The 17,200-nt window shown below is 35.6% G+C and carries 13 protein-coding genes; all 13 read right to left on the reverse strand.

Features of this window, described 5'->3' with window-relative positions:
- Positions 1 to 22: 22 nt before the first annotated feature.
- Positions 23 to 3,352, reverse strand: coding sequence for an ImcF-related family protein (locus J3U59_RS03685; RefSeq protein ID WP_267333240.1), 3,330 nt, complete (start codon positions 3,350 to 3,352; stop codon positions 23 to 25).
- A complete protein-coding gene (locus J3U59_RS03690; protein ID WP_267333239.1) occupies positions 3,342 to 4,487 on the reverse strand; it encodes a hypothetical protein in 1,146 nt (381 codons plus the stop codon). Before J3U59_RS03690 ends, J3U59_RS03685 begins: the two co-directional genes overlap by 11 nt.
- A 4-nt stretch (positions 4,488 to 4,491) precedes the next feature.
- Positions 4,492 to 4,758, reverse strand: coding sequence for a PAAR domain-containing protein (locus tag J3U59_RS03695; protein WP_065632979.1), 267 nt, complete (start codon positions 4,756 to 4,758; stop codon positions 4,492 to 4,494).
- A 314-nt stretch (positions 4,759 to 5,072) separates the two neighbouring features.
- Positions 5,073 to 7,829 (reverse strand): type VI secretion system ATPase TssH, encoded by a 2,757-nt coding sequence (gene tssH / locus J3U59_RS03700; RefSeq protein WP_267333238.1) that lies wholly within the window; start codon positions 7,827 to 7,829, stop codon positions 5,073 to 5,075.
- 75 nt (positions 7,830 to 7,904) lie between these two features.
- Positions 7,905 to 8,393 carry an Hcp family type VI secretion system effector gene (locus J3U59_RS03705; RefSeq protein WP_065632981.1) on the reverse strand — a complete coding sequence of 163 codons (489 nt, stop codon included), beginning with the start codon at positions 8,391 to 8,393 and terminating at the stop codon, positions 7,905 to 7,907.
- Positions 8,394 to 8,428: 35 nt separating this feature from the next.
- On the reverse strand, positions 8,429 to 10,186 hold the full coding sequence (locus tag J3U59_RS03710; RefSeq protein WP_267333237.1) for an OmpA family protein: 1,758 nt from the start codon (positions 10,184 to 10,186) through the stop codon (positions 8,429 to 8,431).
- Positions 10,187 to 10,197: 11 nt separating this feature from the next.
- On the reverse strand, positions 10,198 to 10,863 hold the full coding sequence (tssL, locus tag J3U59_RS03715; RefSeq protein WP_065632983.1) for a type VI secretion system protein TssL, short form: 666 nt from the start codon (positions 10,861 to 10,863) through the stop codon (positions 10,198 to 10,200).
- 9 nt (positions 10,864 to 10,872) lie between these two features.
- Entirely contained in the window at positions 10,873 to 12,225 is a 1,353-nt protein-coding gene (gene tssK, locus J3U59_RS03720; protein WP_267333236.1) for a type VI secretion system baseplate subunit TssK, read from the reverse strand.
- A gap of 35 nt (positions 12,226 to 12,260) precedes the next feature.
- Entirely contained in the window at positions 12,261 to 13,793 is a 1,533-nt protein-coding gene (tssC, locus tag J3U59_RS03725; RefSeq protein WP_065632985.1) for a type VI secretion system contractile sheath large subunit, read from the reverse strand.
- A gap of 77 nt (positions 13,794 to 13,870) precedes the next feature.
- Positions 13,871 to 14,371, reverse strand: a complete 501-nt coding sequence (gene tssB / locus J3U59_RS03730) for a type VI secretion system contractile sheath small subunit (protein WP_065632986.1) — start codon at positions 14,369 to 14,371, stop codon at positions 13,871 to 13,873.
- A 364-nt stretch (positions 14,372 to 14,735) separates the two neighbouring features.
- Positions 14,736 to 14,933 carry a hypothetical protein gene (locus tag J3U59_RS03735; RefSeq protein WP_267333235.1) on the reverse strand — a complete coding sequence of 66 codons (198 nt, stop codon included), beginning with the start codon at positions 14,931 to 14,933 and terminating at the stop codon, positions 14,736 to 14,738.
- 107 nt (positions 14,934 to 15,040) lie between these two features.
- Positions 15,041 to 15,508 (reverse strand): hypothetical protein, encoded by a 468-nt coding sequence (locus J3U59_RS03740; protein WP_267333234.1) that lies wholly within the window; start codon positions 15,506 to 15,508, stop codon positions 15,041 to 15,043.
- Positions 15,509 to 15,833: 325 nt separating this feature from the next.
- Entirely contained in the window at positions 15,834 to 17,045 is a 1,212-nt protein-coding gene (locus tag J3U59_RS03745; RefSeq protein WP_267333233.1) for an MFS transporter, read from the reverse strand.
- Between the last annotated feature and the right edge of the window lie 155 nt (positions 17,046 to 17,200).

Below are 17,200 nucleotides of genomic sequence, written 5' to 3' on the forward strand. Positions count from 1 at the left end.
ATTCCATTTTTATAATACATCATTATTCAAATACATTTTGCGGCAATGAAAAATTCCGCAATTTTAACAATGTCAACGGACCACCACCTAATTGAGTGCGTAAAATAAAGCGTAGTTTACGATCATCGGGTGCATTCCAAATCAATTCATAACGACTTGAATCTAATGGTTTCACAGATGCTGATTCAAGTAGACGTATCCATGCCCAATCACCACTATAGTACTTATAAAGACGCATTCCAGATGCATCACTACTCCAACTCAATTGTGAAGAAAGTGAATAGCCATCGCCTGGCCAGTTAAAGCGTTGCCATGTTGGAATTTGATTAAAATACTCTAATTTTTGTTTATTAATTACCAATTCAGAACGCGCGATGTTATTTCCACTGCGAGGCATGATATCAAACGACAAAGCAACATCACCACTTGATAATATTTCTGTTGCAATTTGATTAAATAGTGTTAAAGCTTCAAGGAATTTAGGTGAAAAATTTAAGCCCTGCGCGTTAGCTGTATTCACAACCCAGCTTCCACCTTTCTTCTCTAATACACCACTTAATTCACTGATAATAAAACGATCGATAATTCCAGTGTCAGGTCGTAAAAAGCGCGCTAATTCCGCTAACGATGCATCATTTTCTCTGTCTTTAAATGGATAACGACCAGAAAACGATTTTTCCCATTGACTTGCCACATAATTATTCCATAGATCGTTAAAGCTTGTGGCGGCAGGCTCTAAAACGACTTGCCATGCTTGTTCTAAAGGCTGTTTAAATAAATTGTAACCAAACCCTGACCACTCCTCACCAAGATTTGCCGCGATTAAGTTGCCATAATCGCGTGTTTCAGTTAAATCGACAGAAGTCCCTTTAAAAACGCTTTTTGCTAATTCTTGCATTCTTGCTTGAGGATCTGCGCTGTTTGTAACATTTTGTAACTTGAGGCGAACTTGTGTCACTCTCAGTAAATAAGTTTGCAAAGAAAGTCCATTAGTATTGTCATTTTTTAGCAAGTTGTTCACAGGTGAAAAAGTTGCTGTTAATGGACCTGATGCTTCATTATTTTTAGGTAATCCTGTTTGAGATTTACTCCCCATAAGTTCTTGTGCTGAACGAATCAAACTGTCGGACAATCCATCCCCAGTATATGCCACTTCTGATTGGTATTTCACCACATTCATAAGCGCAATTAATGGTGATTGTCTGGTATCAGCCAGTAAAGTGAGTTGCTCAATGACATCCGATACATTATCGGCTTTATGCCACTCAATTGTATTTAAAAATTGTAACCAAGCGGCACTATACTCACTAAAATAACGTTCAGTAAGTTGTTGTTTTAACGTTTCGGGCGAAATAGATGATGTTGATGCATTTACCCCATCACTTAATACCCAATCGATTTGTTCTTTACGTGACTTAGCAATATTATCAATTTCATCTTTGATGGTATCATCCCAAGCTTTTCGGGTATAGACACCAGGTACATCCATATCATTCGAAAAGAGTAATCGGCTATCTAAACCTTCAAGCAATTGATTTAAGTTTTGATTTGCATAGTGCTGGCTTGCTCGCTGAATCATCTCTTGGTAAAGGGTATTTACCGCATTTTGTACACCAATATTATTAATCAAAATTTGGCGGACGTCTTTAATCAAACGCGGATTGCTAGATAGTGCCCAATCAGGATGCATATTGAGTACTTGTCCCCAAAAACGAACCAAATCCGGCATTAAACGTAACCAATCACCATCATTTACTCCTTGAGGTGCACGCCATATTTCACTAGCAAATTTGCTTAAATAATCTCCATCACTTTTATCCGGATGATTCATCATTAAATAAGCTTTCAATGCATCGTATGCCGATTCTACCAGTTTATTTCGTCTAGGATCATTTGGTGGTAATTCAGTCAGTAATGTTAAGTACTGAGTTATATTGTCATAAAATGGCGTTGCAATATTGCGTGAATTGGTTGCACGATAGGTAAGCCACAATTTATTTAATAGCTCATTATTATGATTTAAGCCAAATCGATACGATAATGGTGCACCGTGTTGTTGCCGAAAAAGTAACTGTTCTAAACGTTGTTGTAACTGGTATTGAGTTTGCAATTGAACCGTATAGTTTTGCGTTACTGAATTATCAGCTTGTTTAACCAATTCGACGCTATCATTGATTAGTGATGCATTACGGAAAAATGAAGTCAGTAATGCAACACTTGTCACTGTCATTACAGCAATTAAAGCGTAACAAGATAATAACCCCCATTGAATCCCCATTCTTCGTCCAAATTGTAAATTTGCATCATCACTAATTGACTGCCATGTTGGTGTCATTAACAATGAATGTTCAAAAAAAGAGGAATCGTGATTTGAATTTTGCTGGTTAGACATAAAAAACAGACCACGAACGCAAGGAGAGAAAGGGAAGGAAGTCAGCAAGGTCAAGTAACGCTTAATATTAGTGATATCACCTTTAACTAAATTTTGACTAATTTGCAATAAAAAGGCGTGACAAATATTGTTTTTAATTTGTTGTATTCCACGTTTACTACAATCTTTGGCTAATTGATTAAGTGATAAATCAACAGACTCCATTGACTCTTTTTTTAACGTTGAAAAGAAAACGCCAACACTTTGTTCAATGCGTCCAGCTTGTGACCACTCTTCTTTTTGCCTTGCAACTAAATAAAGTGGCGCCGACCAATTTAATATTTTATTTCGTTTATGTAACTGGACAACTGCTTTTTCGAGAGCTAATTGATGTTGCCGTGTATTATCTAAATAATGCTCAGGTAAAGCCCAAATTAAGGCATTAATTGGTTTTCCCCAAAAAGGTACACAACGAGAAAACTGTTTTTTTAAGGCTTGCAACCAAGGAGTGTTGATCTCATCTTGTATATCCCCACCATAAATCATTAACGTCTCATCACATAATTGCCAGCCTTCAGCTGTTAAATTCGGTAATAAAGCTTGAACATCAGAAGCTGAGCCTAATACTAAACATTTACGAATTTTATAGCGCCAAAAGATGCCGTAGCGATATCGAAATTGTTTTTTAATATCTATAAATTCGGAAAAAGGAATCGGTTTTTCTGTTTTTTTATGTTCTATAGGATTCAATGATTCGTGCTTTGCTTTATCTTTTGCCCAAATTCTGCGACTATTAGAAATGATTACCGGTGTTAATAATAAAGCTAATAATAAAAGCATTCCTTGTAACCAAATCGCAATTTTTTGTCCCAATGAGTTATAACCAAGCGCATCTCCCCAAATAAAGAGAATAGTAGCAAAAAATAGAGCGCCTAATAAAATAATGAAAAGAAGCCCTATCCGTTTCCATTTATTCTTCATTCATAACTCCTAGATTGACAGCTGTTACAACGGAAAATAACCATTGATTTTGACTCATTGCTGTAATTAAATTAGTTTGTTTTGTTTCTGTAACCATCTCACATGCTAGTGCCAATGAAAGCCAATAAGAAAGCTCATTTTGATTACCTACTAAACTGCCAAGTTTATACATTTGCTCTGGTGAAATGTTCAAATCAGCTAACTGTTTTGTAATATTGACTTCTTGCTTATTATCTAAATTTGCAAACCACAGTTGATTTACTTGACAAATAGCCGGTTGTAACTCAACCATTTGATTGATTGCAACTTGTAAATTATCGGTTGTCATGGGTCTTAAAATTTCTGCTTTTGCAATATCAACAGATAAATTTCTATATTGCTGTTTATCCATTAATAAAAAGGCACATAAGAAAGCAGAATTTGACGATTTAGTATTATTAATAATAACTAACTGTAATGCTTTTTGATCAATGTCGATCCATTCTACTAATTTTTCTATATCAGCATGAATCACCATTTTATGTGAAAACGTATAAGGTTGAGCTATTTGTGCCGCGCGACAAGCATTATAAATATCGTCATCGACGTAACTGTAAGATTGATCCGATGAATACATCGTAATGTTAATTGGCTCTGTTAACGGAAGTTTTGAAAAAAAAGGGCGCAAAGAAAAAAACAGATCTTCAATATGTTGATTGACTCCTAATTTTTCATCAAATTTTAACGAGTTATTTATTTGAACAGCTAAATTTGAGTTATCTACTAATATCTGTTTTGCTGTTATTTGGTTTGGTAAACTATAGTAACTATCAAGAACAATTAAAGATTTCATTGCCCACATTTGCCAATTTTGCTGAATAATCTTCTGTTCTTGTTGCCATATTTCATATTCTTCTTGTGCTAGGCCGTAAAGATAAAAACGGATACTAAGAGCAACACCGCTAACAATGGTAGGAATAGATATTAGACCAAACCAAAAAGTCCATTGTTTTAGGTAATTATTATTTGGCCACATCAAAGCAAATGTAATACCAGTAATCACCATTAATATAATAAAAAATACTAACCATCTACCACGATGCAATTTTCCCGGCGGATTTAATGTGTCAATCACTTTAGGCTGAGGCCAAGACATGATGTTACTCCATTTCAGCCGTGTTAATTGTGGAAAGAACCTTACACCCACATTCACATGAGCACTGGTTTATCACCACAGCTTTGCCATCTGAAAAAACGGTTTTGGCACCTTCAATTATTTTATTCACTCCATGGTCCTTTTTGGGGCAACTAACAAGATCACCTATCAACGCAGCTGGTTTGCCTTCAATAGTCATTGTTGATGAAGCCGAAATGACAGAACCACCATGTGTTGTTGGGTCTCCTAATCGAACAATATTTTCACCCATTTTATATTCCTATAACCTAATTTGACGATAAGATAACCGAGTTTATGTATCATTATTTTTTATATTACGTTTGCTATTGTCTTAATACTTTTAGATGTAACATAATGACTTGATAAATAAACTACTGCTCAACAGTAGTAGATCAATTATTAGTAAAGGGCGCGGTTCATTTTTATCGAATTTGATCGCGCTATCTCTAATAATCCAAACCCACCATAATTTTTTTAAACTGCAACAAAAAATTTAGATACTTTTTTTAATTAAGTTTATTCCTTAATGCCCTTTATAAATGGCTAATACGCTGTATTGAGATGTCACTTTTCAAGTTTAGTGTTTCGTACTTTTCTCGGTTTTCGTTTTTGATTTGGCTGTTTAGCCCACTCGAGTATAATGCCGTCATTTTCATCAAAATCGAGAATTAGTGTTTGCGTTGTTTCTTTATGGTTAATATTCTGTAACAGTAAGCTTGAAACTACGGGTAAAATTTGTTGATTCAAAATACTGTCGATATTTCTCGCTCCGGTATCTGGGAGTAAACACGCGGCAACTAATTGGTCGTAGAGCTGTTTGCCAACATTAAAATCAATTTTGTAATGTTTTTGTAATCGAGACGCGACTTTGTTCAACTTCATTTCCACAATATGTCGTAAGGCATTGTCGCTTAGCGGGGTGTAAATAACGGTCTGGAAACGGGCAAGTAGTGCCGGTTGAAAGTGTTCTCGAATAATTGGGCGCAATAATTCATGTTGGGTGGCAACATCTGCTTGAGGCATTTGTTCAAAAAGTGTCATCAGTTCATCACTGCCTAAATTCGATGTCATTAAAATTAGTGTGTTGCGGAAATCAATTTCGCGACCTTCACCATCGCGCATAAAACCACGATCAAAAACTTGATAGAATAGGTTAAGTACATCACGGTGTGCTTTTTCCACTTCATCCAATAAAACAACACTATAAGGACGCTTTCTGACGGCTTCTGTTAATATGCCTCCTTGACCATACCCAACATAACCCGGCGGTGATCCTTTTAGCTGTGATACTGTATGAGATTCTTGATACTCAGACATATTGATAGTAATTAGCGATTGTTCACCACCAAATAATGTATCAGCTAATGCTAAAGCCGTTTCGGTTTTACCAACTCCTGATGGTCCAACCAGTAAAAATACGCCCATTGGTGCTTCTTCTGACGTGAGTCCGGTTTTAGCTGCGCGAATTCGCTTGGCAATTTCATGCAGGGCATTATCTTGACCAACTACACGTGAACGCAGATCGTCTTCAAGAGTTAGTAAATGGCTTTGTTCATCTTTTAATAAACTTTCTAAAGGCACGCCGGTCCAATCGGCAATAACAGAAGATACGGTGCGACTATCAACATCGAGTGATAATAATGGTGTGGTACCTTGTAGCTTTGTTAACGCTTTTTGAGTATCTAGTAGTTGTTTACGTAATTTTTTATCGGCTTGAGGTGTTAATTGTTTGCGTAATTCAATTAATTTTTCAACTAATTCTTTTTCTTTTTGAAACTGGGCTTGCTCGTCAGTTAATTGTTGAGTTAATTGTTTTAATTGGTTATCGATTTCGGTTATATGTTCTGTTGATGTTATTTCACCAAGCAAGGCATCCGCTTCAATCGCTTGTTTTTCAATAGTGAGTGCATCAATTTTAGCTTCAATTTTTGTTATTGATTCAGGAATGGTGTCAAGTCCCATTCTAACTCGCGCCGAGGCAGTATCTAATAGATCGACAGCTTTATCAGGCAATTGTCGACCACTAATATAGCGTCGAGATAGTAACACTGCTGTTTTAACTGCTTCATCAAGAATGTGAACGCCATGATGTTTTGCATAACGGGATTTTAGTCCGCGTAACATAAGGTTTGCTTTTTCATCATTCGGTTCATCGACTTTAACCATTTGGAATCGGCGTTCAAGTGCAGCATCTTTTTCAAAGTATTGTTTGTATTCTGACCATGTTGTGGCAGCAATAGTCCTGAGTTCACCTCTGGCTAACGCAGGTTTTAATAAGTTAGCCGCATCTGCACCACCAGCAGAATTACCAGCCCCGATAATCGTATGCGCTTCGTCAATAAACAGCAATATTGGAGTTGGCGATTGCTGAACAGCGTCAATCACATTTTTCAGTCGTTGTTCAAATTCACCTTTAACACCAGCACCTGCTTGTAATAATCCGAGGTCTAGCGTAAGTATACTGACATCTTTTAGATTATTGGGTACATTACCTTCTGCAATACGTAATGCTAATCCTTCGACTAATGCAGTTTTCCCAACACCAGGTTCACCTACTAAAATTGGGTTATTTTTACGGCGTCGAGATAAAATATCCACCATCTGACGAATCTCGTCATCACGACCAAATACGGGATCAATTTTGCCTGTTTTGGCTTTTTCGGTGACATTTTCAGTAAAACGGGTAAGGGCTGCTTGTTGATGATTTTGTTTAGTTTTTGTGTTTAAAACAGATGATTGCGATGTTTTAGTTTCTGTCATGTTTTCGCTGGTATTGGTTTGCGAGGCTCTATCTAATTGATCTTCTGTATGAGTGAGCTCTTCAGCAGAATAGCGATATTGATTACTTGGATTTTCATCAGACATTTCATCTAACATTGCACGCATTTTTTGTAATGAAATAGCTGATAAACTCAATAATTGCCATGCATTTTGTGCTTTTAAACAATGAGGGTTTTTTTGTAGTGCCTGTAAAATATGCACGGAACGAATCATGTCTTCGTTATCTTCTAATGAAGCTTGTAGCCATGCTGATTGTAATATGGCAATCAACGATGATGATAAACTGGGTTTTTCATTAATTGTATGGGGTAATGCATCTAGATAACTGAGTAAACCTTGCCAAATGCTATCCATGTCGAGTTGATAATGCCTTGCAATAACCGTAATATCTCCTGAACCTTGTTCTAATAATTTTAATAACCAATGTTCCAAAGTAATTTCAGTATGTGCTCGTGTTTGGCATAATCCCGCAGCTGCTTCAAGAGCCTTTGCACAATAGGGATTTAGTCGTCTTAATAACACAGAAGGATCAGCAATCATGAATATTCCTTTTATTCTTTTAATAGTAACCAATAATGGTTGATCCTATTAATAACAGGATCAACCGATGCGACATTAGCCTCGGCTTTCAACCCAACTGTCTGAATGGATTATATTGCCATCTTTGTAAGTCCAAGTTATTTTTTCATAACGTAGTTCAACACGTTCTAAGTGATTGTATTGCTCTTTAGTTGGATCTTTAATGTTATGCATTTCAGGTTTAATCGATACCACTTTTACACCATCCATCAATGTATTAAAGTATTCGACTTCTTGTCCTGCATCATTAATTTTGTACCATTTGATTTCAACAGATTTTAAGTTTTGACCAGTGGTCACTGCTTTATAAAGGTAAGGTGATGAAGCATCGACTTCTTTCACAAATTCAAGTGGTTTGTGCACGCGGGTTCCGGTTAATTTTCCAGTATTACCATCAGTAGGTATGTAAACTTTATGATCAAATTCAACCACTTCTACACTACCTTCACGTCCGACTACCGTTACAGAACCTTTTATTTCTGCACCACCGTCATCTTTAAGAAACATATATGCTGGGACTGCCATTGTATTTACTCCTTTTGTTTTTTTGTTACTAATTTTTATTTATGGTTCGTCAAAATGCAATTTGACATTTGAGGAATTAAACTAATTTCTACACGCCTGTTTTTGGCACGATGTTCAGGGGTATCATTATCCACTAACGGTTTTTTAGCCCCATATCCTTGTATTGCAAAACACGTTTCTGGAATATCACTGGTTTTGATGATCCAGTTTCTTACCGCAACAGCTCGTTCAAGCGATAGCGTTAAGTTTTTATTTTCATCACCTGTCGAATCGGTATGACCGGTAATTAAAATAAGCCAGCCTGTTCCTTGATTAGCATTAATCTGGTTTTTCATTTCCATTAAAGCGTTAATCAATATTTTACTTGAGTCTGGTTTTAGGTTTGACTGACCCACTTCGAAGAGCGATAAACTATCCAGACGAATCACTGGTGGTTCTTTGACTACCACTTCAGTTTCTTTGACAATAATTTTTTCTGGCTCAGGTGGTTTGGCCACATAATCACTCATTGTGATATTTAATGGTTCGATAAGTCGTAAACCTTGATAAAGCCCCATACCTAAACGAACAGGCTCACCTTGTGCAAGGTATTGATTTAAGATTGCTCTATCATTTTTTAATTGTTCAAGTGCTTGGCGTTTTTCTTCATAAGAGTCCATAGGAATTAACTGATAATGATGAATATCATTTTGAACTTGCTCGGCAAGTTTAAGGTTATTCCAAAACGATGCACCCAAACAGCCCATTCCAAAAAGGGATGTGATAATGACTAAACCGCAAATCATGGTACAAATTGGCGAAAATGGGTATGCAATTGGCATAAACTTAACTAATGCATCGGGTGGACTGATGATTTCTTGTATTTTATGTGTATTAGGAAGTGGTAAGGTGGTCAAACTTTCCCACAATTTTTGGATAACGTTATCGCTAGTAATAGATTGATTAGTAGGATAAATAGCCATCGCTGTTGGTACACATTTGGTAATAGGCTGTTTTGAATCTGTTAGCGTACTTAATACGACATGTTCAATCCAAGACTGGGTTTCGATCAAGAAAGGTCTAAGTCGTAATCGACGTTCTCGTTCGTCAGACGAAATTTTGATGTCATTTACCCAGTTATCAATTGGTGATAAATAACGATCAAGCAAGTATAAGCGCTCATTAACTAATTGAAACCAGTAAATGGGTAATGGATTTTGTTCATCATAAATTAAATCATTAAAACCAATATGTGTAGATATATAGACAGGTAATTGATATTTTGCAATTCGGCATGTGTCAACCCAAGATTGACGAAAAGCTTGTAACTTTGCAATCAATAATCCTTGTTTGTCTTCTAATTCAGGTGCAATAGCTAAAAATATACCAACTCGACCTAACATGTCAGGCCATTTTGAGATTAATGAATCATAGACAATTGGTAGGTGTGAAAACTCTTCAACATAAATCCAAACCGCTTCAGATGAGACTAAAACATTTGATTCAGCTAATGATAAATCATTAGGGAAAAAATCTTTCGCGGCACTACCTGTTACCAATAAAATCGGTAAACGATAGCGTTGTCTTGCTGGTAATAAATCCAGTTTTTGAGTTAAGAATTGAATATTGGCGGTTGAGGAAGCAAGTATTTGTCGGTATCGCTTTAGTCGCCATAAAAGTCCACCCGCAATCACTATAATTACAATAGTTCCAATTATCTTCCAACCAATGGTTATGGGTAAAAAAACAAATAGTAACAATAGGCTCAATATGACTGCGTAAATAATCTGGATACGCTTAGGGTAATCGCTCATAAAACTCCCTTTTAACCGACAATTTGTTGAATCAATGTATCGAGTCGATAATTTAATACAAAATATAGCGCTACGACGGCAACTATCGATAATCCAGTGCAAGATAATAAGACCGTCTTTCGCCCCCAATAACGATGAGTTTGTGTTTGTTCAATTATTGGATGTGATTGCTCTGGTTCATATTCACGCAAAGCTTCGCGCAAGGCTAAAATGAGATGCTCTCGTTCCATTTGTGGTTTATCAAGATAACGACCTTGAAAGCCTAATCCTAATACACGATCAAAACAACTCAACACTAAAAAGTCTTTTTTATCTGCTTTTAATCTTGCACGAACTTTGTCAAATAAGTCATTGCCGGCATTATGAGTATTAAAAAAGATAACTTGTAATGGTGCACCTAACCATTCATCGTAATCTTGATTTTTAGGATTATCGCGATCACAAAGCAAGACTGTTTCATCTAATAATGCACACAATGCATAGCTGATATCATCAATCACGTCTTTACTGTATTGAGCGTTAAACAATTTTTCCCTAACGGCCATTACTTGTTGTTTACAAAGTTCATATAATTTGTGACCAGAAGGGATATCTGCTTTAGCTTTAAGTTGTACCACCACTAAGATTGAATCTCTTAGCAATTCATCAATAACCACTTTTTGAGGTTCTATACTCATATTGTTTTCCTAAGATCGCAAAACCGCGAACAGTTCCATTGAAATATCAGGCATTGCCCTTGGGACATAAAATTCGCAACATCGGGTTAGTAACATATTTTTAGCTGCTTGATTTGAAAGATCCAATGCAAAATATTGATTTTCCAAACGCATCGGTATTGCCGCAGGTACATGACTTAGTGCTTTTATAGGTATGCCCGACAGCGCTGAATGTATAATTTGTCTTACATCATCAGGTGCCCCTGCTTTACATAAAATAGGAAATTGCGATTGCAATTGATGACCAGGCATACTTGAACGAACTGAAAGATAAAAATCTGCATCTTCAACAAGGCGAGAATCATTTAACCGACCAGTCCACAGTGTATCTTTGTCATGAACTAGGTCAATTTTGATCACGCGAGATGGTAGACTTTCTTCTAACAGGTTACGGACTAATCCAAATAGCGGAGGAAACACTTCATTGAGTTTTTCATGTTGGTAAGCAGGTATATCATCAACGTCATTCGCCAATGAAAATGTTAGTAAAGCCCCTGTTAGTGCAGTTAGCGTTTGATAAAGATTTTCCGGATGAATAGTTGGATTATCCCGTAAGAACTTAAGTTGTGGTTCAAAAGTGTTTAATGCATTTAAGAGCCAAAATAAAGAGACATCAGCAATTGCAAATTCCGCCATTTGCTGATTACGCTCATGACGCATACCCATTAAGCGCTGGCGTTTTGCTTGTATTTGAACACAGAGCAGTTCTAATTCTTTTAATAGTGCGCCACTTTGAGTGAAGAGATTCATAAGTGGTGGAATATAGTCAAAGTCTAGAACAAATCGACCATTTAAATCACGCTTTAATTTAGCAATTGGGCAGGTTAGGTAATCACTATGATCTTCAAAGTCGAATAAAAACGTTAAGGCATAACGCTCTACAGCAATGGTTTCAGCATTTTGACCAAATAAGTCAGTTACTTCAATCCATTCTTGTCGATAACGTAAAGGTCGCTCAAGGCGCTGATTATCTTGTAAACAGTTGCCTCCGTTCGCTTGTAGTAAAGCAATACCTACCAAAACAGTAACCTCTTCAAGCTCGACAGGGATTTCTGTATTGAGTGATCTAATTTCCGGTAATTTATCTGCAATATCGGTATTAATGACCACGCCATCAGGAAAACGGATACTAATAGATTCAGCCATGAGGCGATCAGCTGTTAGCGCTTGCGTATCTATAGTCAGCTTTTCAATTCCCCACGGATTAGCCACCGACATGGTGGCTAACTTTTGTGATGAAAATTGATTCCATAATGCCTGTTGTTGGAATTGTTGAGGCGTCAAAAAGACACCTTCATTCCATAAAGGACGAAAAATTTTCATGTATCGTAACACTCCCAGTATTTATATGAATGATATTACGCTTTGGCTTTAGGCATTTGTGATACCATTGACAAATTAATATCCATTCCTTCAATCTGGAAATGAGGAATTAAAAATGTTTTAACACGGAAAAATCCTGGGTTATCTTCAATATCCTCAACCATTACTTTCGCTTCTCGTAATGGATGTGCTGCTTGAACTTCATCGCTTGGATCGGTCATTTCGGTAACAAGATTGCTAATCCATTTATTTAATTCGAGCTCTAACACACGACGATCTTTTGTTGCACCAATATTTTCACGTTGAATGACTTTCAAATAGTGTGCAATGCGTGATAATAAGAAAATATAAGGCAAGCGCGCATTGATACGGCTATTTGCGGTGGCTTCTTTTGTGTCATAAAGAGCAGGTTTTTGTGTTGAATTAGCCGAGAAGAAGCATGCATAATCTCTATTTTTATAGAAAGATAGAGGAATAAAACCTAAGTTTGCAAATTCAAACTCACGTGTTTCAGGAATAAGAACTTCTGTTGGAATTTTAACTTGATTACCTGTTCCTAAATCATAAAGATGGATAGGTAGGTCTTCAACTAGTCCACCAGCTTGAGGGCCACGAATCTGAACACACCAGCCATTGCGTATAAAACTTTGTACCATATTAGCTGCAAAAGCATACGAAGCATTAGCCCATAAGTAACGGTTATGTTCAAGACCTTTAACGTCTTCAATATAGTTGAAACTACGCACTGGCACAGTATCAGGTCCGTAAGGTAGGCGCGCAAGTACTCTTGGTAATGTTAACCCTACATAACGAGAATCATCAGTATCACGGAAACTATTCCATTTGGTGTACTCTGCACGATCAAAATAGTTGGCGATGTCTTTTATCGCTGCGACTTCTTCCATCGTTTCTTTACCAAAGAATTTAGGTCCTACTGAACCGATAAATGGCATATGTGCTGCTGCTGAAACTTTTGAAATGTTACGTAATAAAGCAATATCTTGTGGATTACGATCAAATTCATAATTTGAAATTGTCACACCAATTGGTTCACCACCTGGTGTATCATATTCCTGAATATAGGTATGTCGATAAAAACCGGTTTGGATAATTTCAGGAGCATCTTCAAAATCTTGACGTAGTTCTTCTTTGGATACATCTAATAATTCAATTTTCACATTACGACGAAAATCGGTACGGTTTACTAGAAATTTTAATCCACGCCAAGTTGCTTCAATTTCTTGAAATGTCTCATTATGCATAATAGCATCAAGTTGGCGGCTCAATTTTTGATCTATTTGGCTAATATGATAATCCAATAAATGTTTATCGAGTTTTTCAATTTTTTGAGAAGAATTTTGAATCAGTTTAAGAAGGATATTAACAGCTATAGTAACTCGTTCATCTTGTGAAGATTCTGACAACACGTCATTATCTTCATATTTATCAATTTCGCTCGCTTTTTCAATTGGATTTAAATTAATTTTGTTGAATAAAGATTGATAAACACTACCGTTATCTTCTAATGCTACTTTATTTGCATTGTTTTGTTCTTTTTGTACAGTCATCATTTTTTCCTTACATTCGTATCAAACACAGTATTCCTTTTTAGAAAGTTTCTAAATAGAGTTATTAATAAACCTATCTATTTAGTACTTTCAGCTACAATGGCCTCTAATTCAGCGCGAAGCTCATCGGATAACTGTTCATCTTTCACGATTTTTTCTAGCTCATAACGAAATGTAGCGTTATCTAACAAATTGGATTTCAAATCTCTTAACAAATTGCGCATCGCCAATAACGAGCGTAATTGTGGGATTTTTTTGGCAATTTGTTCAGGCGAGAAATCATTCATAGATTCAAATGCGAGATTAATGCTGATATCACTTCCATCGTCAGCAAGTGTATTAGGGACACTAATTGTGGCTTCAGGTCGGAAATCTTTCAACACCGCGTCAAAATTATTTTTATTAATTGAGACTTTTTCTTTTTCAGATAATGGACGTTTGTCTTTACCCCGACCATAATCGCCAATAGATAATACTTTTAGCGGTAATTCAACTTTCTTTTTAGCACCACCAGTGTGGAGATCTAAATGAATATTTACGCGAGCAGGAGGGACTTCATTTTGATAACTATTTGACATATGTTTTCCTTTTTCTTCCTTATTTGATTTGTGTATTTACTAAAGCAAAATAGATAATTTTTATGTAAAAGTTATTTTCTTCCATTGGCTATAATTTATTCTTTTAATGAAGCATCCTGCTCGAATGAGTGGTTTGTTTAGTTGATTCAACACTAAATCTATAATAACTTTCACAAATTTATATTTTTTATAACCAACATCTTAAACAATGTTTAATAATTTGCCAAGCTATTTTGATTATCTAAACTATGTATTTTATAAAATGTGATGATATGTGAAATTTAGACAGATTTTTAGTTACTTATTTGCATATTTGGTTTAAATTAATCCAGATAAATAGGGGAGGATCTCAATATTAGTCGAATTATTGTAACAATAAGCTAAATTGGTTTTCATTTTGTGTTGATGATGCAATAAATGATCGTTTGTTACAAGCGCCAGGGTGACCATTTAACGCCACGGCCTTACCCTGATCAAGAAAGGTTGGCTCTCCCTCAATGATGGGATTGACACCATGACCTGTCGAATCGCCTAAGCGAATAACGCCACGCAATTTACCCATTGTTTATTTCCTATTATTTTATAATTAATAATATTTGTATTCGCAAGCAACATTAATCTTTAATACTGTATAAAAAATAACTAATACCGCCAATTTTTTAAATCACGTTACTCCCTTTGATGTAAAAAAAATCCATTATGAATTATAATTCCGTTTACAATATGCCACTCTTTGGCGCGGGCTTCCTTGGCAAAATACGCTTTATAACGTCCTTCTTTTTCGCTTAAAAGCTCTTCCATTTTTTTTCCATATAATTCTTTGATAAAAGGCATATTGGCTTTTAACCAATCTTCAGGCAAATTTTCGATGGTAAATTCAAAATAGACTGGTTTTATTTTTCTTCCAGAAATATAAGTTATTTCATCGTCATCAGTAGGCATATCCTCATATGAATTTTTAAGGCTCTGCACAACAATTCGACCAAAACAAAAACCATCAGTAGATGATTGACGGTGAAAATGCTGTTGCCCAAAAGGGGTTAAACTGTAACGATAAATAGGTTTGCCATCATCTTCACCGGTAGGCTCTTCGCTAAATAGCCCCAGTTCACAATAGGCATCATCAGCATAACGCATCTGTTTTAAATAAGGTCTTCGTTGTTTATCTTTTTTAAGCGAACCCCTGAATCATAACGGTTAATAGATTTTTCTAAATCTCTTGTCCAACCATAAATTTTTGGTGTGTAGCGTGTGCTGTTAAATATAATTGTTGATTCCTGTGTTTTATTAAAATGTATTTGCAAGATTAGATTGATTGGTACATCATTGTGAAATTGTCGAAACGGGTAATAACTCTCACCGATTTAAACATCATTGTAGTTGATATACAGTTAGAGCATCATCACTTGGCAATTTTTAACAATATTTCATATAACAACATATTTTTAACCTTTTTTTAATATTATTTCTCTGCATCTGATAACTTTTTTAAGTTGGCTGGTTTTGAGAAAAGAATAATTGCTAACTGAATAAAAAAACCAATAAAAACAGCGAAAATGCAATTAGTTACACCAAAATTTGCACTTATGTATATACCTAAAGCAGCGCCTAAAGGCCGGGCACCAAAAGTAACCGTCATGATCACTGAAGATATTTTCGCTATCATATTATTAGGCGTAACTAATTGCCTTAGCGAGACTGTAGATATGGTCCATATGATGGGTCCAAATCCAAAACAGAAAAAAGATATAAAAACCAATTCTTTGACAGGATATATGGTAGTTAAAAGCATTAATATTGAAGCTACAAAAGCTGATACAGGCCCTAAAGTCAGTTGGAATCCAAAATTTATTCTTGTAGATATAAACTTGTATAGAACGGATCCCAAAAACATTCCTAAACCGATTAGGCTTAATAACATTCCGACTTCAAATGAAGTAAAGGAGAGATTGTTGATAGTATAGTAAGCAAATATTGATAATAGCAAATTAAATGATAAATTAAAGACAAAAGCCGTTATCGTTATAGGTCTTAAATATTTATTTTTAAGTAAAAAAATAAAACCATCACATAGTTCTTGAATTATGTTTCTTCCTGATTTTTTTTGTACAGGCTCCTTGGGTAAACATATTAGAAAAAAGGCACTGATGATCGAAAGTAAAAAAGCCAATATGAATGCTAATCCTCCAGAATAAATGCCAGCAAGAATACCACCTAATGCTGGACCGGCAGTAAAAGCCACACTTTTGGCAATCTCTATTGATCTATTGGCATTAATTAACTGATCTTTTATGACAAAAGATGCGACTAAAGCGGGACTTGCTACACTGTAAATAACAGTACCAATTGCTATAAAAAAACCGAATAATGCAATTTTATTTATTGTCAGACTCCCTAAAAATGTCAAATAAAACAATATAAATATGGCTGCTGCACGAATAATTTCCATTATGATCATCAATTTCTTTCTAGATACTCTATCTGCAAGTACTCCCATTGGAATCGATAATAATAGAAAAGGTAACGTATTTATCATTTGTATAAATGCTGTTTCAGACGCTGAAGCATGTATAGATAGCACTGCTATAATCGGCAGCACAGCTATTATTATTTGTTCAGAGAATTGCGCACATAAATTGGAATAAGAAATCTTATGAATTAGTAATTTGTCCATGTTGTTATTTTCCTCATACTGACACTTTATGTTTATATTTGCATTTTCTCAATCTTACTAACAATCCGAATCTTGCTAAAATATTAACCTATTGTTTTATATGTGATAAATTTAGTTCTTTGACACTTCTTGAAAAAAGATTCTATAGTCGCTAT

Origin of the sequence: Gilliamella sp. B3783 (genome assembly GCF_026536125.1) — a bacterium.
In the GTDB taxonomy this organism is placed as follows: Bacteria; Pseudomonadota; Gammaproteobacteria; order Enterobacterales; family Orbaceae; genus Gilliamella.

Bases quoted from the DNA above. Each gene is read 5' to 3' on its own strand.
- J3U59_RS03690 (WP_267333239.1), bottom strand. From the start codon at position 4,487: ATGTCTTGGCCTCAGCCTAAAGTGATTGACACATTAAATCCGCCGGGA.
- tssB (WP_065632986.1), bottom strand. From the start codon at position 14,371: ATGTCAAATAGTTATCAAAATGAAGTCCCTCCTGCTCGCGTAAATATT.
- J3U59_RS03695 (WP_065632979.1), bottom strand. From the start codon at position 4,758: ATGGGTGAAAATATTGTTCGATTAGGAGACCCAACAACACATGGTGGT.
- J3U59_RS03740 (WP_267333234.1), bottom strand. From the start codon at position 15,508: ATGCGTTATGCTGATGATGCCTATTGTGAACTGGGGCTATTTAGCGAA.
- J3U59_RS03705 (WP_065632981.1), bottom strand. From the start codon at position 8,393: ATGGCAGTCCCAGCATATATGTTTCTTAAAGATGACGGTGGTGCAGAA.
- tssK (WP_267333236.1), bottom strand. From the start codon at position 12,225: ATGAAAATTTTTCGTCCTTTATGGAATGAAGGTGTCTTTTTGACGCCT.
- J3U59_RS03745 (WP_267333233.1), bottom strand. From the start codon at position 17,045: ATGGACAAATTACTAATTCATAAGATTTCTTATTCCAATTTATGTGCG.
- tssL (WP_065632983.1), bottom strand. From the start codon at position 10,863: ATGAGTATAGAACCTCAAAAAGTGGTTATTGATGAATTGCTAAGAGAT.
- J3U59_RS03735 (WP_267333235.1), bottom strand. From the start codon at position 14,933: ATGGGTAAATTGCGTGGCGTTATTCGCTTAGGCGATTCGACAGGTCAT.
- tssC (WP_065632985.1), bottom strand. From the start codon at position 13,793: ATGACTGTACAAAAAGAACAAAACAATGCAAATAAAGTAGCATTAGAA.
- J3U59_RS03685 (WP_267333240.1), bottom strand. From the start codon at position 3,352: ATGAAGAATAAATGGAAACGGATAGGGCTTCTTTTCATTATTTTATTA.
- J3U59_RS03710 (WP_267333237.1), bottom strand. From the start codon at position 10,186: ATGAGCGATTACCCTAAGCGTATCCAGATTATTTACGCAGTCATATTG.
- tssH (WP_267333238.1), bottom strand. From the start codon at position 7,829: ATGATTGCTGATCCTTCTGTGTTATTAAGACGACTAAATCCCTATTGT.